Annotated in this window: 19 protein-coding genes and 1 tRNA gene; 11 read left to right on the top strand and 9 right to left on the bottom strand. The window is 68.3% G+C overall.

The window, feature by feature from the left end:
- Nucleotide 1: 1 nt before the first annotated feature.
- The gene (locus ABD143_RS30030) at nt 2-643 is read right to left on the bottom strand and encodes a TetR/AcrR family transcriptional regulator (RefSeq protein ID WP_343984815.1); all 642 of its coding nucleotides are present in this window, start codon (nt 641-643) and stop codon (nt 2-4) included.
- A gap of 82 nt (nt 644-725) precedes the next feature.
- Here ABD143_RS30030 and ABD143_RS30035 point away from each other — a divergent pair, with 82 nt between their 5' ends.
- Nucleotides 726-1,637, top strand: a complete 912-nt coding sequence (locus tag ABD143_RS30035) for an NADP-dependent oxidoreductase (RefSeq protein ID WP_343984816.1) — start codon at nt 726-728, stop codon at nt 1,635-1,637.
- 110 nt (nt 1,638-1,747) lie between these two features.
- A complete protein-coding gene (htpX, locus tag ABD143_RS30040; RefSeq protein WP_343984817.1) occupies nt 1,748-2,608 on the top strand; it encodes a zinc metalloprotease HtpX in 861 nt (286 codons plus the stop codon).
- A gap of 7 nt (nt 2,609-2,615) precedes the next feature.
- Here htpX and ABD143_RS30045 read toward each other — a convergent pair whose 3' ends face one another.
- Genes ABD143_RS30045 through ABD143_RS30060 form a run of 4 tightly spaced genes read right to left on the bottom strand, consistent with a single transcriptional unit; the run spans nt 2,616 to nt 4,934 of the window.
- Nucleotides 2,616-3,380, bottom strand: a complete 765-nt coding sequence (locus ABD143_RS30045; RefSeq protein ID WP_343984818.1) for an SRPBCC family protein — start codon at nt 3,378-3,380, stop codon at nt 2,616-2,618.
- Nucleotides 3,377-3,967: an ArsR/SmtB family transcription factor gene (locus ABD143_RS30050; protein WP_343984819.1), complete on the bottom strand. Its 591-nt coding sequence runs from the start codon at nt 3,965-3,967 to the stop codon at nt 3,377-3,379. The genes ABD143_RS30045 and ABD143_RS30050 overlap by 4 nt, the downstream gene beginning before the upstream one ends.
- A gap of 59 nt (nt 3,968-4,026) precedes the next feature.
- Entirely contained in the window at nt 4,027-4,359 is a 333-nt protein-coding gene (locus tag ABD143_RS30055) for a nuclear transport factor 2 family protein (protein ID WP_343984820.1), read from the bottom strand.
- Nucleotides 4,356-4,934 (bottom strand): TIGR03086 family metal-binding protein, encoded by a 579-nt coding sequence (locus ABD143_RS30060; protein WP_343984821.1) that lies wholly within the window; start codon nt 4,932-4,934, stop codon nt 4,356-4,358. Before ABD143_RS30060 ends, ABD143_RS30055 begins: the two co-directional genes overlap by 4 nt.
- 283 nt (nt 4,935-5,217) lie before the next feature.
- Between ABD143_RS30060 and ABD143_RS30065 the strand changes: the two genes are divergently transcribed.
- The 4 genes from ABD143_RS30065 to ABD143_RS30080 all read left to right on the top strand — a co-directional run bounded on the left by ABD143_RS30065 (nt 5,218) and on the right by ABD143_RS30080 (nt 8,885).
- The gene (locus ABD143_RS30065; protein ID WP_343984822.1) at nt 5,218-6,045 is read left to right on the top strand and encodes an AraC family transcriptional regulator; all 828 of its coding nucleotides are present in this window, start codon (nt 5,218-5,220) and stop codon (nt 6,043-6,045) included.
- 146 nt (nt 6,046-6,191) lie between these two features.
- Nucleotides 6,192-7,781 carry an alpha/beta hydrolase gene (locus ABD143_RS30070; protein ID WP_343984823.1) on the top strand — a complete coding sequence of 530 codons (1,590 nt, stop codon included), beginning with the start codon at nt 6,192-6,194 and terminating at the stop codon, nt 7,779-7,781.
- A 181-nt stretch (nt 7,782-7,962) separates the two neighbouring features.
- The gene (locus ABD143_RS30075) at nt 7,963-8,097 is read left to right on the top strand and encodes a hypothetical protein (RefSeq protein ID WP_343984824.1); all 135 of its coding nucleotides are present in this window, start codon (nt 7,963-7,965) and stop codon (nt 8,095-8,097) included.
- 62 nt (nt 8,098-8,159) lie between these two features.
- A complete protein-coding gene (locus ABD143_RS30080) occupies nt 8,160-8,885 on the top strand; it encodes an alpha/beta fold hydrolase (RefSeq protein WP_343984825.1) in 726 nt (241 codons plus the stop codon).
- On the opposite strand, the gene ABD143_RS30085 is transcribed toward ABD143_RS30080, so the two are convergent.
- Complete coding sequence (locus tag ABD143_RS30085) at nt 8,876-9,367, bottom strand: YajQ family cyclic di-GMP-binding protein (protein ID WP_343984826.1); 492 nt, start codon at nt 9,365-9,367, stop codon at nt 8,876-8,878. The two genes, ABD143_RS30080 and ABD143_RS30085, sit on opposite strands and share 10 nt — an antisense overlap.
- Before the next feature lie 81 nt (nt 9,368-9,448).
- Here ABD143_RS30085 and ABD143_RS30090 point away from each other — a divergent pair.
- Nucleotides 9,449-9,530, top strand: a tRNA-Tyr gene (locus tag ABD143_RS30090).
- 296 nt (nt 9,531-9,826) lie between these two features.
- Here ABD143_RS30090 and ABD143_RS30095 read toward each other — a convergent pair.
- Both ABD143_RS30095 and ABD143_RS30100 read right to left on the bottom strand, forming a co-directional pair.
- Nucleotides 9,827-9,964 (bottom strand): hypothetical protein, encoded by a 138-nt coding sequence (locus tag ABD143_RS30095; RefSeq protein WP_343984827.1) that lies wholly within the window; start codon nt 9,962-9,964, stop codon nt 9,827-9,829.
- Entirely contained in the window at nt 9,961-10,164 is a 204-nt protein-coding gene (locus ABD143_RS30100) for a hypothetical protein (protein WP_343984828.1), read from the bottom strand. Before ABD143_RS30100 ends, ABD143_RS30095 begins: the two co-directional genes overlap by 4 nt.
- 862 nt (nt 10,165-11,026) lie before the next feature.
- Between ABD143_RS30100 and ABD143_RS30105 the strand changes: the two genes are divergently transcribed.
- The 3 genes from ABD143_RS30105 to ABD143_RS30115 all read left to right on the top strand — a co-directional run bounded on the left by ABD143_RS30105 (nt 11,027) and on the right by ABD143_RS30115 (nt 14,593).
- Nucleotides 11,027-11,815, top strand: a complete 789-nt coding sequence (locus tag ABD143_RS30105) for a hypothetical protein (RefSeq protein WP_343984829.1) — start codon at nt 11,027-11,029, stop codon at nt 11,813-11,815.
- Nucleotides 11,812-12,957 (top strand): XRE family transcriptional regulator, encoded by a 1,146-nt coding sequence (locus ABD143_RS30110; protein ID WP_343984830.1) that lies wholly within the window; start codon nt 11,812-11,814, stop codon nt 12,955-12,957. Before ABD143_RS30105 ends, ABD143_RS30110 begins: the two co-directional genes overlap by 4 nt.
- Before the next feature lie 409 nt (nt 12,958-13,366).
- Nucleotides 13,367-14,593: a hypothetical protein gene (locus tag ABD143_RS30115; protein WP_343984831.1), complete on the top strand. Its 1,227-nt coding sequence runs from the start codon at nt 13,367-13,369 to the stop codon at nt 14,591-14,593.
- Nucleotides 14,594-15,911: 1,318 nt separating this feature from the next.
- On the opposite strand, the gene ABD143_RS30120 is transcribed toward ABD143_RS30115, so the two are convergent.
- Entirely contained in the window at nt 15,912-16,799 is an 888-nt protein-coding gene (locus ABD143_RS30120) for a YaaC family protein (RefSeq protein WP_343984832.1), read from the bottom strand.
- Between the two features lie 253 nt (nt 16,800-17,052).
- Here ABD143_RS30120 and ABD143_RS30125 point away from each other — a divergent pair, with 253 nt between their 5' ends.
- The gene (locus tag ABD143_RS30125) at nt 17,053-17,313 is read left to right on the top strand and encodes a hypothetical protein (RefSeq protein WP_343984833.1); all 261 of its coding nucleotides are present in this window, start codon (nt 17,053-17,055) and stop codon (nt 17,311-17,313) included.
- The last annotated feature ends 45 nt before the right edge of the window (nt 17,314-17,358 follow it).

The following is a 17,358-nucleotide window of genomic DNA, read 5'->3' on the forward strand; positions in this document are numbered from 1 at the left end:
CTCAGCCGGCCTGCGGGCCCCATCGCGCGGCGTAGGCCTGCGGGTCAGGCGGGTCGCCCGGTAGCGGCTCGGCGCCAGGGGCGCGCAGGCCGTCGAGAGCGATCGCGACGAGGCGGGCGCGGGCCGCGCCCTCGTCCGCCACGGGGGTGCGCGAGCGCCTGCTGAACTGCTCGATGAGCAGCGCGATGTCCAGCCGCGTCGCGTCGGCCCTGAGCACGCCGGCCGCGTGCGCGCGCTCGACGAGTGCGGCGATCACGCTGCTGCCACGCTCGCTCGTGGCCCACATCTCCGGCGACGTCGCGATCGTGCCGGCAAGTGGCGCCAGCGCCCCGGACCCGAACGCGACGCACTCGCGCACGTAGTGGGCGAGTCCCGACCACGGGTCCTCGTGCCGCAACCCGGTCTCGGCGGCCTCGACGGCCTGCTCCATCGCGAGCACGCACAGCCTCTGCAGCAGTGCCTCCTTCGTGGGGTACCGGCGGTAGAGGCTGCCCATGCCGCATCCGGCCCGCTCGGCGACGGCGGAGACGGGCGCGTCGAAGCCCTGGGCCGTGAAGACCTCACGCGCGGCCTCGAGCACCGCGCGGTCGTTGCGTGCGGCCTCGTTGTAACGCCCGCGCCTGCGCGGGACCTCCTCGGGCATGGGGCGACCGTACTGCTTGCGGAGCGGACCGCTCCGACATAGGTTTCGGAGTGATTTACTCCGACAAAGAGGGGGGACGGCCATGCGCGCTGCGGGACTGACATCGTTCGGGCCGCCGGAGGTCCTGCGGCTGATCGAGGTGGACGAGCCGCACGCCGGTGCGGGGCAGGTGCGCGTGTCCGTACGGGCGGCCGGGGTGATGCCGTTCGACTGCGGGGTGCGGGCAGGCGGATTCCCGCCCGGCGTCGAGCTGCCGGTCCCAGTGGTGCCCGGCAACGAGTTCGCCGGCGTGGTGGACCAGGTCGGCGAGAGCGTAGCCGGGCTCACGGTGGGGCAGGAGGTCCTCGGCTTCTGCACCCTGGGCGCGTACGCCGACCACGTCGTCGTCCCGGCCGACCAGGTGGTGCTGAAACCGGCCGCGATGGCGTGGGAGGTCGCGGGCGCGTTCTCCGGCACGGCCCAGGGCGCCCACGTGGCGGTCGAGGAGATGCGCGTCGGGCCCGGCGAGACCGTGCTGGTGGACGCCGCGGCGGGCGGTCTCGGCACGATGGCGGTACAGCTGGCGGCACTGCGCGGCGCGAAGCTCGTGATCGGCACCGCCGGACCCGCCAATCACGAGTACGTGCGATCGCTCGGCGGGGTGCCGGTCGAGTACGGCCCCGGGCTCGTGGAGCGGATCCGGGTCGTGGCGCCGTCCGGTGTGGACGCGGCGCTCGGCTTCGGCATCGACGGGATGCGGGCAGCCGTGGAGGTCACGGGCGATATCGACCGGGTCGTGACAATGGTCCACGGGCCGGAGCACGCCGCGCTCGGGCTGCGGGACTGGACGGGCGTCCGGTCGGCAGCGCGGCTCGCCGAGATGGTCGCCCACTGGGTGGCGGGAGAGCTCCGGCCGCACGTCAGGACCGTCTACCCGCTCGGTGACGCCGCCGCGGCCCATCGGGACCTCGGTTCCGGCCACGGGCGCGGCAAGGTCGTGCTCGTACTCGACTGAGCGGCTTGGCTGACATGTTGCCAACCGCAAGTGAACGTCCCCACCCGCCCGTCCGGCCGGAACACCACTTGGTGGTTGCTCGTTGAACGGCCGGATGGGAAGGACCCGAAGTGCACAGGTCGATGAACGGTGTGAAGACCGCGGTGCTGCTCGGCGGGCTGAGCGCGCTGGTGCTGCTCGTCGGGTCGCTGTTCGGTCGCGGCGGGCTGGTGATCGCCCTGTTCGTCGCAATCGGCGTCAACGGGTACGCGTATTTCAACTCCGACAAGCTGGCGCTGCGCGCCATGCACGCCCGGCCGATCACCGAGCCGGAACACCCGGTGATGTTCGCGATCGTCCGCGAGCTGTCGCGCGCCGCGCGCCAGCCGATGCCCCGGCTCTATGTGAGCCCCACGGCCGCGCCCAACGCGTTCGCCACCGGCCGCAGCCCCCGCCACGCCGCCGTCTGTGCGACCACCGGGCTGCTCTCGATGCTCGACGAGCGGGAGCTGCGCGCGGTGCTCGGCCACGAGCTGAGCCACGTCTACAACCGCGACATCCTCCTCTCGTCGGTGGCCGGCGCGCTGGCGTCGATGGTGAGCTTCCTGGCCAGCTTCGCGATGTTCGCCGGGCTGTTCGGTGGCGACGAGGACCGGCCCAACCCCATCGCGCTGCTGCTCATCGCGCTGCTCGGCCCGCTCGCCGCTGGTCTCGTGCAGATGGCCGTGAGCCGGTCGCGGGAGTACCAGGCCGACGCGAGCGGCGCCCAGCTCACGGGCGACCCGCTCGCCCTCGCGTCGGCGCTGCGCAAGCTGGAGCGCGGCACCCAGCTCGCGCCGCTGCCGCCGGAGCCTCAGCTGATGGCCCAGTCACACCTCATGATCGCGAGCCCGTTCCGCGCCGGCGCGCAGATGACCAGGCTGTTCTCCACGCACCCGCCGATGCGCGACCGCATCCGGCGGCTGGAGGAGATGCACCTCAGGCGGCGCTGACCCTCGGTCAGGCGGTGGGCGGGAACAGGTCCTCGAGCCACCCCTGCCACTGCGCGGTGAGCGCGGCGACGTCTACGGGGCGGCCGTAGAAGTAGTGGTAGGCACTCATGCCGCAGCCGGCGTCGCCCTCGGCGCCGATCCGGTGCAGCCCGCTCGCGGAGCGGATTCCCAGGAACTCGTCGCTCGCCACGTCCACCACACCCTCGATCGTGGGCGGCCCGTCCGGGGTGAGCACGACGGCGGCGCCGAGCGCAGGGGCGCCGGTGAGCCCGAGGGCGCGGTGGAGCACCGGCCAGACGTCCGCCGCCCGCCCCGGCGTGTAGGCCATGGACACGACGTTCTGCGCGGGCTGACCGGCGAAGTGTGTCAGGTAGCTCTCGAGGTTGGCGAGGAAGAGGCTCCAGCCCGTGTCGAAGCTGTTGTACTCGTCGTCCCACCCGGCACCGTCGAGGAACCCGCTCTGCACGAACCGGAGCACCGTGCCGCCGCCGTCGCGGCCCTCGATGAGGAACTCGTAGGCATAGTCCGGGCGGCCGTCGCCGGGCTGCTCGAACGACCCGTAGGCGAACTTCTTGCCCGGTTCCCAGGCCGTGACCCGGCCCCTGGTCGTCGCGCCGCCGCCGTAGTCCTGCTCGAGCGTGCCCCCTTCGTGCGGCTCCACCCGGTGCGGCACGAACCACGTGGCGATACCGGGGCCGGTCGCGATCGCCTCCCAGACCTGCTCGGGGCTCGCGTCCAGCTCGAGCTGCTGCTCCAGGCGCCGTTCCGTCATGCGTCCTCCCGTCGCACGCCCGGGTGCACGGCGACGACCACGCGGTGCAGCCGGCCCCCCTCGGCGCTCTCGTCGTGGTACTTCGCCACCAGGGTCGTGACCGCGGCCGCGAGTTCGTCGGCGAACGCGGCGCGGTCGGCCGCCGAGGCGAACCGGACCTCGCCGTCGACAGCGAACGTCGCCAGGCGCTTGCCTGCCTTCGTGGCGCCGGCCAGCAGGTCCCCGACCTCCCGCACCGTGCGCGCGGCGACCGCGATGAGCCAGCGCGCCGAGAGCCGGTCCGGCGCCCGTCCGGGATCGGGGGCGACGGCGCTGAGCGCGGCAGGCGAGATCACGTAGCTCGCCGCGGTGGCCTGCATGACCCGCTCGGTCATGTTGCCCTTGCGCCGCTCCGCGACCAGCTCGACGAGGCCGTGCTGCTCCAGCGTGCGGAGATGATAGTTGATCTTCTGCCGGGGCAGCCCGACCTTCGCGGCCAGGCTGCTGGCCGACCCCGGTTCGACGAGCTCGGCGAGCAGCCGGGCCCGGACCGGATCGAGCGAGACGCCCGCGGCGGCGGGGTCGTCGATGACGCTGAGCTCCTGCACCGGACGACAGTCCCACCGACAAGAAAACTTGTCAATACGCCTCCGAAACGCCTGGTAGCTCAGCCCTTCACGTACGCCCGCTTCTCTGCCACCCGGCCGTCGCGGACCGTGAAGATGTCCACGCCTCGCACATGCCCGTCGCCCCACGAGTAGCGCCACCGCACCACCACCCGATCCCCGGCGTCGATCACGTCCTCCGTGCTGAAGACGCCGTCGGGCGACGCGGCGAACAGCGCCGTCCAGGCGGCGCGCACGGCGTCGGGACCCACGTGCCGCACGCCGTCGGGCGGGCTGGTGTCCTCGAAGACGCAGTCGGGGGTCATCGCCGCCATGACTGCGTCGACGTCCCGGGCGTCGAAGGCCTTCTGGAACGCGGCGACGGCGGCGTTCACGGCGTCCGTCCCATCATCCCGAGCAGCTCGGCCTGCGCCCCGGCCCCGGCCGGCACGGCGACACGCGGGCCGATCACCCCCATGTCCCGATAGGCGGGCTCCATCTCGCCGAACCACTCCCGGACGGCCGCCGCCGTCGCGGGATCCACTGTGTCGTCCACACCCAGCGCGCGGGCGAGGTCGACGGCGTGCACCAGGTGGTCGGCCGCAAGCTGCATCGCGTACTCCCGGCCCGGGTGGTCGCCGAACGACAGGTGCACCGTGCGGTCCAGCGCGCCATCCGCGCTCACGGCAGTGACGGCAGCGGCGGCGGCTTCGTCGAAGGCGCGGACCGGGTCGTCCCCGAGGAGTTCACCCTCGAACCGGGACCCCACCTGCTCGATCGTCTCCCCGGCGAACAACGGCGGAGCCCACATCTCCTCGTCGACGAGGTGGTGCACGAGCCGCCGCACGTCCCAGCCGGGCAACGGCGTCGGGGCGTCCCACCGGTCGCCGATCGCGTGCACCCGGGCACCGAACTCGGCGCTGCAGCGGGTGTACACCTCACGCACGTCCACTGTGGTCAGCATGGTCATCAGCCCCTTCGCGTAGTCGGACGCGCCCCACCAGTCGACGACGACCTGCGTCGTGCCCCGACGGGAGCGCGGTGACCTCGGCGTCGAACTCGTGCCCCTCGGCCGTGCGCACCCGCGACGTCCCCGACGTGGTACTGGAAGTGCGGTGCCTCGCACAATTCCGTACCCGCGAGCGGTTTCGCATAGTCCGACCAGCGCCAACCCGGCTCGTGCGCGAGCCTGCCGATGTCGGCCGGCTCGCGCAGCTGAGGCGACTGTCGGGGGCCGCGCGCATGATGTTGCCGTGAGCAGGCACGAGGTGGCCACCACCAGCGAGTACGGGGTGCTCGGGGTGCGCGACATCGACTTCTCCCTCGACCGCTACCCGCCCGCACCCGACCTCGCTGCTCTCGTCGAGCGGCACTGGCTGGTCTCCTGGTCTCTGCCACCCGGGCGCGAGGCGTCGGTCACGCTGTTGCCCCACCCGTGCGTCAACGTCGTGCTCGACCGCGGACGCATCGGGGTGCACGGGGTGGGGCGCGACCGGTTCACCTACGTCTTCCGCGGCGAGGGCCGGGTGTTCGGCGTCAAGTTCCGGCCCGGGGCGTTCCTGCCGTTCCTGGGCCGGCCGCTGTCGAGCATCACCGACTCCATGCTGTCGGCCGAGCAGCTGTGGGGCCCAGCGGCAGCCGAACTGGCCACCCGCATGACGGCGGCGTGCGGCGTCGACGAGCTGGTGGCGCTGGGCGAGGCGTTCCTGCGGGAGCGCTGGCCGGCCCCCGACCCGCAGGTGGAGTTCGTCGGCGACATCGTCGCGGCGCTGCTGCACGACCGCACGATCAGCCGGGTCGACGACGTCACCGAACGCTTCGGCATCACGCCGCGCACGCTGCAGCGGCTCTTCCAGCGCTACGTCGGCGTCAGCCCGAAGTGGGTGCTGCGCCGGTACCGCCTCCACGAGGCCGCGGCCGTGCTCGCCAGGGAACAGCACCGCTCGTGGGCCGAGGTCGCCGCCGACCTCGGCTACTTCGACCAGAGCCACTTCATCCGCGACTTCACCAGCGCCATCGGCATGCCCCCCGTCGCCTACGCCCAGGCCTGCCGCCTCCAGGTGCAGCCCGTGAGCGCGTGACGATGCAGCCGAGTGCCGAGCTGGTGCCTTGGCCGCTCGCCGCGAAGCATCGCCGGCGGCGTGTCACCGGAGTCGATGACTGGCGTCATGAGTTCTGGTGATCACGGGCACTGGGTCGGCATCCGCTGATCGGGGAGGGTGCAGGCATGTCGCGATCTCCCCGGACCTCGGCCCGCCTGCGCGCGGCAGGCCTGTTGCTCGGCGGTCTGCTGCTCACCGCGGCGTGCTCCGCCCCGGCGGCGCCCGCCGCGGCACCCACCCTGGCCTGGGCCGCCTGCCCGTCGGACCCCGCGCTCCACTGCACCACGATCACCGTGCCCCTCGACCGTGCCGAGCCCGGCGGGGCGACGGTAGCGCTCCCGGTGGTGAAGGTGCCCGCGCGGCAGCCGGAGCAACGCCTCGGCTCGCTGGTGCTGCACCGCGGCGGGCCCGGGTACAGCGTCCTCGAGTACCTCGCCGCCATCAGGTCCGGTCAGCTGACCGATCCACTGCGCCAAGCCGTCTACGACCGCTACGACGTCATCGCCGTTGACCAGCGCGGCGCGGGCGGCTCGCAACCTGCCGTGCGCTGCTTCGCGAACCCCGAAGATGCGGCGGCGCTCACGGCGGGGCTACCGACGATCCCCGTCACCGATGACGAGCGCGCGGCCCGGATCCGTGCCGACGCCGAGTTCGCCGCGGGGTGTCGTGCCGAGTCCGGCGACCTGCTCGACCACATCAGCACCGAGGACGCCGCCCGCGATCTCGACGATCTCCGGGCCGCGCTCGGCGATGACCGGCTCAATTTCGTCGGGCAGTCCTATGGGACGTTCGTCGGCACGGTGTACGCGAACCTCTTCCCAGAGCGCGTCGGGCGGTTCGTGTTCGACAGCGTCGTCGACCCCGCGCAGGTGGCCGGTGACGACCCGCTGCGGTCGACACGGACGGGCGCCGACGTTGCGTCAGCGGAGACGATGGCGGAGTTCCTGCGGCTGTGTGCCGTGGGCGGCGAGCGCTGCCCGTTCGGCGCGGGGGATCCAGCGGGCGCATTCGACCGGCTCACCGCACGGCTGCAGGCCGAGCCCGTCACGCTCACCGCACCCGACGGGCGCACGATCCGGATGGGCTGGTCCGAGGTGGTCTCGTGGGCCGGCAACTGGCTCTACCAGCCCTCAATGTGGGAGCAGCCCGTCTCGGGCGCGTCGTTCCTCGCGGGTGCGGAGCAGGCCGCCGGCGATCCGGCAGGCCCGATGGGGCAGGCGATGGCCCAGGTGCTCCTCAGCCTGCGTAACGACGCCGACCTCATCACGGCGCCGTACGCGGGCGCGCTCAACGCCACGGCGTACGGGGTCAACTGCTCGGAGAACACGTACCCGGCCGACCAGGACGCGCTGCTCGCGGCAATCGACGAGAGAGCGGCCGCGGTGCCGCGGTTCGGCGCGCTGCGCGGGTGGTCCGACAGCGTGTGCGCGCAGTGGCCGGTACGCGACCAGGGGTACACCGGGCCGTGGGACGCCGCCACCGACGAGCCGATCCTGATCATGAACAGTCGCTTCGACCCGGCCACTCCGCTGGCCGCGGCGGAGCGCCTGCACGACCTGCTCCCACACAGCGTCCTGCTCGTGCACGAGGGCTGGGGGCACGTGACGGTGCAGCAGTCCGGCTGCATGACCGACGCCGCGAGCGCCTACCTCGTGGACGGGACGGTGCCGGCGCCCGGTACGACCTGCGCCCCCGACCACGTGCCGTTCTCCTGACCGGCGCCGGGTCCGCCGGTGCTCAGCCGGTAACGCGGCGAGAGACGCGGCGAGATCCGGTGGGGCTAACTCGACTCGGCGCTTCGTTTACGTCTGCGCTTTCCTCGCGTTCGTCGGCCTCAGCATCGTCGACGGTGACCCGTGGTGGTTCACTCCGCCCGAGATCGACCGCAGCAGCGCCATGGCGATCATCGAGAACACGAACTGGTTCCACTTCATGGCGACGATCTTTGGTGTCACCGCTGTCATCGAGGCAGTCTCTGCGTCGTTCGGCAAGCCTGCCTCGCGGCGCGTGGCGAACGGACGCCGCTCGTGACCCGCCCCCTCGTCGTCACGGTAGGTTCGTCGACGGCGAGGCGGCCCGGCAGACTGGCGCCCATGAGCGAGCTGCGGGTGCGGCAAGGCGGGAATGGCGGGCCGGTCGTCCTGCTCCTGCACGGGCTGGGCGCCACGGCGGAGGTCTGGGACGGGCTCGCCGCGCAGCTCCCCGGCGAGTGGGTGGCGCCGGACCTCCCCGGACACGGCGGCTCCGCCCCGCTGCCCGCGTACACGTTCGCCGCCGTCGCGGACTCTGTGGCCGACCTGGTCGACCCCGAAGGCACGTTGATCGTCGGGCACTCGTTCGGGGGCGTCGTCGGGCTGCACCTGGCCGCGCGCCCCGGAGTGCGCGCCGTGATCGGGCTGGGCATCAAGGTCGCGTGGACCGACGAGGAGCTGGCGCGCGCGGCGGCCCTGGCTGCTCGTGAGCCCGCCCGGTTCGACACGCGTGCCGAGGCCGTCGAGCGCCACCTCCGCCTCTCAGGGCTCACCGGGCTCGCCGGGCCGGACAGCGCGATGGCGACGGCCGGCGTCGTCGAGGAGGACGGTCGCTTCCGTCCAGCGCTCGACCCCCGCGCCTTCGGCGTGGGCGATCCGGCGGTGGCAGACCTGCTCGCGGCCGCCCCCGTGCCGGTGCTGCTCGCGCGCGGCGAGCACGACGCGATGGTCGGCGCCGACCAACTCCGGGCGCTGACCCCCGACGCCGTCGACCTGCCCGGCCTCGGCCACAACGCCCACGTCGAGGACCCGCGGGCGGTGGCGGCGCTGGTCGAGGGCTACCGGTAGTTCACGAACTGCAGCGCGATCCCGAAGTCGCGGTTCTTGAGCAGCGCGATCACGGCCTGCAGGTCGTCCTTCTTCTTGCCGGAGACGCGCAGCTGGTCGCCCTGGATCTGGGCCTGCACACCCTTGAGCTTCTCGTCGCGGATGGCCTTGCTGATCTCCTTGGCCTTGTCGGTCGCGATCCCCTGCAGGATCTTGCCGTTGACCTTGTAGACCTTGCCGGAGACGGCCGGCTCCCCCGCCTCGAACGCCTTGAGCGGCACGTTCCGCTTGATCAGCTTCTCCTTGAAGACCTCAACGGCCGCCAGCGCCCGCTGCTCGGTCTCCGACTCGATCTGCAGGGCCTCGTCACCGGTCCAGGTGATCGAGGTGCCCGTGCCCCGGAAGTCGTAGCGCTGCGAGAACTCCTTCGCAGCCTGCTTGAGGGCGTTGTCGACCTCCTGCCGGTCGACCTTGCTCACCACGTCGAACGACGGGTCTGCCACGGAGTGCCTCCTTGCCGGACGGGCCCCTGCAGGACCCGGTTCCGCGCTGTCGTATCCTGGTTACCGCGCCACGGCGCACCCGGCAGGTTGCCCGAGTGGCCAAAGGGAGCGGACTGTAAATCCGTCGGCTTAGCCTACGAAGGTTCGAATCCTTCACCTGCCACACCCAGGCGGAACGGCCCCTGAACTGCGGAAACGCAGGACGGGGGCCGTTCTGCAGTGGTCCGGCTGTGTCCGGTTCCTACCGGCTCTGAGCGGCTGTCTGTGGGCCCTCCGTGGGCCGCTCCTCGCGGGAGGCGTGGCGGCGCTGGCGGCGCGGGCTCGTCCCTCGACCTGGTTGCCGTCTCGACGTGCTGTGAGGAGATCACCGCCCGCCGCACCTCGCCGCTCTTTGAGCGGCGCCGGGTTCGGGTGGAGCCCGAGGGACCGAGCGCGATGCGCCCGGAGCAGCGGCACGGGTCACGCAAGCTGCGGGCCGACCTCCGCCACAGCAGCACGCTCCAGCACCTCTGACTCGTCGTCTACGGGCCGCGCAAGCGACTTCGCGACTTGGCTCATCGCGAACTCCCACTGGACCACCGACAGGTGGATCGTCAAGATTGATCCATCGGGGGCCACTGGCCGTCGACCCAGGGGACCTGGTCCCAGCCGGCCTGGCGGATGTCGCGTGCAGCTGTCTCCGTGGCCTCGTCGAAGCCGTGCATCGCGTTGGCTGCCGTGTTGTCCATCGTGGCGTCGATGACGGACCATGATCGAGCGGTGAGCTGGACAGCGACTATGGCATCAGTGGCGCTCATGGGGCGAGCATGGCGCACCAGCCGATCCCCTGTGAGTGCGGATCGCCCGTCACGGCAGGGCCGGGTAGCCGGTGCCGCCGGCTGCGAGCGGGCCGGAGGCAGGAGCGAGCGAGCCGAGCGGGGCTGGCCCGCGCGGCCGGAGGCGGCGACTTGCTCCGTGGAGACGGATTCGGAAAGACCGTGAATCAGATCTAGCGAGACGTGTCAACGGTTTAGGAAGATGAGTAGGCCATGGCGCGCTGCACCCCACTTGACGTGCGACGATCCAGGCTGTCCGGGCTCACGGCCCGATGCTTCGGCACACCCTCGGCACGGCGGCTGGAATTGGCGGACGAGGCCAGCTACCGCCGCGAATCCCTCGGCTAGACGAGTCAGGGAGCGAGGGCGACACCGGGAGCAAGACCTCTCGACACAACACGCTTTCCAAGTCTGACGATCGGTGATCGGAGCCGACCGTGGCACGCTGCTGCGCAGGTCGAGCCCGCGTGGGCGAGCCAACGGCGGTCGGCGATTGCCACCGAACGCCACCGGAACTGCCACCAGCGATGTGCGGCCGGGCTCGTCGGCCCCCGCCGACGAGGTCTCGCGCGATGTAGAGGTTCCTCGTGCTGACTGTTTCGCGTGTACTGCGGCGCGCCCGGCGGCTGCTAGGTCGACTGAACATGCTGGCCAGGCGGGCAAAGGTGGCCCGAGGCCATCGCGCAGCGACGCGGTAGGCGTGCTTGTCGCCGACGCCGCGGCGTGGATACTCCTCAGCCGAGGGGCGACATCGCCATCAGCCCGTCGGTTCACCCCCTGCCCCGCGACACGCTCAGTGGTTCAGTTTCAAACAAAGAATTGACGTGGTGGTACGTTCTCACGCATGAGCGAGCAGGCCGACGCGATCGGCGATCTTCGCGATGCTGGCGTCCTCGATGGGCTCTCCTGGTCGGGTTGGTCGAGCTACCGCGGCGTCATGCAGGACTATCGCCCCGCTGCCGGCCATGACCAGGGATGGATCGGCTACACGGGCCACAAGCTCATGCTGAACAGGCTCGACCGTGTCTTCAGCTGCGAGGGCTTTGCGGTCGATGAGTCTGGCCCGGTCCTTGGCTCTGACCTCGTCCAGGAGGGCATCTCCGAGATCGAGTACCGCTCGATGCCGGAACTCCGTCCCGGCAAGGTGGTCCGGGACAATCTCAACGGCTCGCCCGGCTGGCGCTGCGGACGGTGGCGCTGGCTGATGAGCTCGGCGACGTTCGGACGGGTGGAGGAGATGGACTGGCGAAAGGCGCGCCCGACGAAGCGGAGTGTTGCTGCGCAGCCTTTCCTCGACGGTCCGGACCTATTCACGTTCGCTAAGGAATACGACCCCGTCGTGGCAGCGTGGCGCGCCTTGCACCGTAGTAACGACACTCAGACTCTGATGCTTATGCACACCGTAGACCCAGATACGGGGGTCTTCGAGGGCTTCCTCGGACGCCCACGTCTTTGGGTTGAGCCGGATGAGCAGTCGTGGCACTGGATCGCTCGCCTCGACGACTGGAACCCGGGCCGTCCCGGCCGCGGTTACGATACGACGCTCGCCCCCGACAGCACCCAGCTGAAGCCTGTCAGTGACGCGCCCGTTCGGCTGCGCAAGGATTCCCAGCAGCAGAAGAAGAAGCCATGACCAATCGACGCGATCGAGCGCAGGACATCGCAAGGCTTTTCGACGGAGAGCGACTGACCCTTGCCCGCCAGTTAGCCGGACTGCGCAAGAACCAGCTTGCCGAGAAGATCGACAAGACCCCGACCGCGGTCGCTTCCTACGAAAGCGGGAGGAAGCGACCCGCGGCAGCGACCGTTGCGCAACTCGCCATGGCCCTGGGGATCGAGCCCGAATTTTTCTTGCCCTCGGCCGGGGAACTGCAGGCGGCGAGCGCTCCCCACTTCCGCTCGTTGAGGTCAACTACTCAAATCGCCCGCGATCGCGCCCGCGCCTACGGCCTGATGGTCATCGAGATCATCTCTTCCTTGGAACGGCATGTGGAGTTCCCGAACCTCGACCTCCCGCTTCATGCTGTCGACTTAGAGCTGTGGGAGGTCAGCGAGCCAGAGGACGCGGCGAGGGTGGTTCGGAAGTGCTGGGACATCGAGACCGGGCCGATTGACCACATCGTCAGACTATTGGAGAACAAGGGAATCTTTGCCGCATTCACATCTCGCCAGATCGCAGCAATCGACGCATACTCGTTCAGCTCAGACATGCGACCGGTCGTATTGTTGAACCCAACAAAGGACGACTACTATCGCCAGCGCTGGGACGTTGCGCATGAACTAGGGCACCTTGTAATGCACGCCGACGCAGAGCCTGGCAATCGAGATGCGGAGGAGCAAGCAAACCGATTCGCCGCAGAGCTTCTTTTGCCGGAGGCAGAAATTGCGCCCCTGCTTCCAAATAGGCCCGGCTGGAGGCATCTCCAATCACTAAAGGAAGAATGGGGCGTTAGCCTGCAAGCGCTTCTCTTCCGATCGCGGAGACTTGGTGTAATGCCAGAGCAGGCGTACAAGTCAGCTATGACTACTGTGTCTGCGCGCGGGTGGAGACGTCAGGAGCCTGGGCGGTCCGTCCTCGTTGAGCAGCCATCGCTACTCCCCCGAGCTGTCGAGGTATTGGCACAGGTGAACGTGGATGACCGGCAGCTCGCGGATGAGTGCCGCGTGCCACTCGACTTGTTCCGACTGGCGACGTCGCGTACACCGAGCCCGCTGCGACCGTCTGGCGACATAGGCAGCGCCAACCGCGCACGTCTGGCGGTAGTGCCGCAATAGGCCGAACTAAAGTATCCGCGCGTCGCCACGAGGACGCCGAGGCTAGGTAGCCGGGCTCTGGTTCCGGGAGCGGGCTGGAAGCGTAGTGAGTGAGCTGCCCGGTGACGGCGCCAGTGGCCCCGCGCCGCCGGGGACCGCGGCTGAATGAGCCGGGCACGCGTCGTCTCTCGGGCGAGCCCCGCCGGGGGAACTACCGGCCCCGCGGCGCGAAAGCCATGTGGCCCGAGCAATGACGAACTGGGCCATCGTTCAACCTGCGTCGCGCCCGCCGACGTCACAGTCGTCTACCCGAGGGTAAGACACTGGATCGCATCGACATTGCCGGGATGCCCGTCCGCGCCCCGTAGGTTTTTCCCGCGCTACCCCAGAGAGATTCCCTGACTGAGGTCAGTGTGGCATCATGCATCGAATGGTGGCTGTCATCGACTCTGGCGATATCTCCGAGTTGCTTGCGTTCCGTTCGGGCCGTCAGGGCAGGGATAGTTATACAAGTGTTGCCTGGCGAAGTCATGAATGGAAGGGTGCAAAGTTTCATCTAGCGCTGCTGGTTGATGAGGAGGGTGACGTTCGGTGGCTCGGTCGAGCACAAGGTCGCAAGCGTGTATCGGACCGTGAGCGCCGTGTTGATATCTCAGAGATTTACGAGGTCGGTGGTCCGAGTCTGGAGCAGATACGAAGACTACTGCCAGAACGACATAAGCAGGGTCTTCAATACGGGATCTTGTCTGAAGCAGTCGGTGAGGCAGTTACGCGCGCGCTGCTAACCTTTCATCCATCGGAAAGTGACACGATCCGTAGACTCGGAAGGCAGGAGTTCTTTAGGCAGGAGCCTGGGGAGCGAGGACGTCGACTTAACGAGCAGCGTGACGCCACTGGGCTACTTCTGGAGATCGGCGAGGTTGGCCGGGAGGCACTTCGAGATATGAGTGCGCCGACGCCCGCGCAGCCCTCATTTCTGGCCGGCTTGTCGAATCGGTCCGCCTCTGAGGAGAACCTCATCAATTACGACATCGGGCGATTCCCCGGCATGACAGAAGTGGGTAGCGCGCATGTCGACTGGCGCATCTTCCAATCAAATAACCGACGAATGTTCATTATGAATGCGAACATGGAGCCGCTTGAGACCACCCTCGGTACCGACGTCATCTATTACAACGAGTTCAGGCAGTCATTCGTTCTCCTTCAGTACAAGCGACTAGTTCGAGAGTCTGGCCAGACTAAAGGAGCTTGGTACCGGCCGGATAAGAACATTTGGGCTGAGCTGGAGCGGATGGCCAAGGTTGACGAGCTCTGTGGCAACGTTGCCGATGGGGAGTTTCGTCTGCACGGTAAGGCTTGCTGGGTAAAGCTATGCGACTCGGATGCGAGAGTTGAGAACTCTCAAGACCTTGTCAAGGGGATGTATCTGGCGCGCGAATACTTCGAGGAATTGCTCGCCACTCTAAAAGGACCTCGCAAGGGCCCGCGCCTCGGATATGACAATGTGCCAAGGCATATTAACAATACAACGTTTATTCAGCTGGTTAAGGATGGGTGGATCGGTACGCGCGGAACGGCTACCCGGCAGCTGGAAGATATCGTGCGCGAGGTCCTTCAGAACCGTCGAGTTCTCGTTCTTGGGGCTTCTATGCCCTAGTCCTGGTGGTTCGGCTACCCGAATGTGCTCTCGGCTGTGCGGAGCGGCCGTGATACTGGTCGTTCCGGTGGGGACCGCAGGTGCAGCCGGGCAGGTGCTTACAGGTCGTCGGCTTGGAGGTCGTGGCGGACTCGGCGAAAGGTGGTTGGGTGCCGCCAGACCGGTCGACCGCGCACGATGTCGGCTGCTGTGTCGACGGCGAGTTCCACGACGACTGTCGGTTCCACCCGCGTGTACTCGACGGGGGCCGCGTCTCTGAACCTCGCCGGCGGTAGGACGGCGGGCCATGGGTGCTGGTCGTTGGCCGGGCGCAGCAGGGCGCCTATGGCTTGCCGGGCGTCGCGGGGGAGCGGGCCGGTGCGTCCGGCCACCCGCAGGCCTCCGGCCTTGTCGCGGCGGCCGAGGACCAGCGCGACCGGCGTGTTGAGCGGGCCCAGGTTCTAGTCTTTCGCCTTCGACCCCAAATCGGGCGTACTCCGACGAGACGAAGACGCCAGCAACGCAGGCGATGTGCTGGGTACTACAAGGACGGCCGACGAAGCGATAGCTAATATTGCGCCGGAAGCCATCGCGGCCGCTGTCGGAGCGGAGGCAACGAACGGCCACGAGTACAAGAAGTCGGGCATACTTGATGGGATAGCGGTCCGCAGAGAAGCGCAGCTGGTAGCACGCTTTCAGGCAGCACTAGAGGCAGACGGTCACTCGGTCGGCCGATATCGATTGCGTCCGGCGGGTGAGCCCCGCGATCTTTATACCGACATCTTCGATCATACCGAGAATCGCTTGTACGAGGCCAAGGCGAGTGCGACCCGAGACGCAATCCGTATGGCGCTCGGACAATTGCTCGACTACTCTCGACATATCCCCGGAAATCCTGATCTAGCTGTATTGTTGCCGGCGATGCCCACGGATGACCTACAGATTCTGCTTCACAGGCATCGAGTTAAGTGTGTCTACGAGGCCTCAAATGGAACGTTCATAACTGCTAAGCCGCCGGTGCCTGGATGATCTATCGCGAAGTGAAATTTGTCGAGGCATGCACCGAGTAGCTTCCTCGACTGCATCCGCGTCGGCCATCGCTCCGTGACGCCGGTCCTTGTGCTTGCTCGTCGGCGGCGACGACCTCAGTGTGAACACGGACGCATCCATGATGCCGGCTACCTCTCCCTGGGCGCTGACCTGCTGCTCTGCTCTGTGGCGCGTTGTCGCGCGCGACAGGGCAGCGCGAGTAGGCTGTTTACTCCGAGTTTGGTCGCCAAATCACGCACTTCCGGGCTATCTCGGCGACCTGCCCGCTCGGAGGGCGCTGCTCCTCAGTTCACGGACCGTGCGCGTTCAGATCAAACTCTTGCAAGTGCCAAACAATTATATTCGCACAGACCTTATGGGCGCGACGCATGAGGTGTTCGATCGCTGTTGCGTCAGATGACCTATCTACGTCGAGCATTGCGGACCATGCTGAGGGTCGGTACCTGGCAAGCATCGAGAGCGCAAAGAGTACCGCCCACCACGAAATGATCGGGTCTAACGGCTTTGTGTTCTTGCCGAGTGTTGGCGTGGCGTATGTTCGACGATACTTTCTATCGCCGTAGATGATGTGACCAAAGGTCATCAGAAGCCACGCGGGCAACGCTGGCTTATTCCGGAGATCCACGAGAAGCCACCCCTTGGGGGTGGGTACGTCAAGCATCAGTTGGAACAAGTCGCCGCTCAGGCTCATAGGTCTCGGTGTGAAGCTATTGTGGAGTGTCGGAAAAGTGCGGTTAAGAAGGGCGGCACGTTCGTCGAACGACAGACCCTTGTCGGCGTTGAGCCAGTTGAACTGGCCGTAGAGCTCGAAGCCTGACACCTCATCGTTAGGAAAGTTCGGTATGCGACCAACGGGCGATATCTCGACGACCGAGGGGAGCTGCCGGCTGCCGGAGAGCGGACTGTTCGCGCCCTCCGGCAACGACATCCAAACCTCCCGCAGGGTTGACCCGTCTGGGAGGCTCGGAGAGCCGGCATAGGTCGCCAACGTCAGAAAGCTCGACCGGTCATCGTTGCGTCGACCCGCGTCCTTGACGACTAGGTCGCCCAGCTCCGCAACCTCGTCGAGGTTCGGGCACTTGATGCCGTGCCCCGAGACTTCCCATTTCTCGTCTGGCTCCGCGGCGGCGGCTACTAGCGCGCGGCCTGCTTGGTTAAGGCCGTAGTAAAGCAGCACTGGCTATCGGCACCGATCGACTGGACCGGCCGCCGGACCCACGCCCTGCTGCCCGACGCGAGGCTCGCGGTCGTCGAGGGCGCGGGGCACGGCCTCTACATGAGCGACCCGGCCCGCTACAACGCGGAACTCCTCGGTTTCGCCGACACTCTCCCCGCACCGCATCGAGCCTGAAACCGTTCCCGGCGGCGAAAGGATCGACGGCGACCGTGCCTCCGCGCTCGGCGGCGACGACCAGCACACCTACGACCGGTTGACCGCGCAACGGCCGTTCGACTGGTTCAACGCCTGGAACGTCCTGGGCGGGCCGAGCATCCAGTTCGGGATCACCGCCGCCGACGTGACCGCCCTGTCGGTGACCGGACCGGACGGTGTCATTCGATCGGCCCAGCTGCGCAACGGGACCTTCGCCGTGGAGACCCCCACCGGCGAGGACAGCAACGTGGCCTCCACCCACCGGGTGCGAGCCACCCTGAGGACCGGCGAGATCGTCATGGGGTCCTTGCGGAACTAGGCTGCCGCCATTGGTAGAAGGTCGATCAAGGGCGCGCGTGGCCGG

This window comes from Pseudonocardia aurantiaca, from assembly GCF_039526725.1.
Lineage (GTDB): Bacteria > Actinomycetota > Actinomycetes > Mycobacteriales > Pseudonocardiaceae > Pseudonocardia > Pseudonocardia aurantiaca.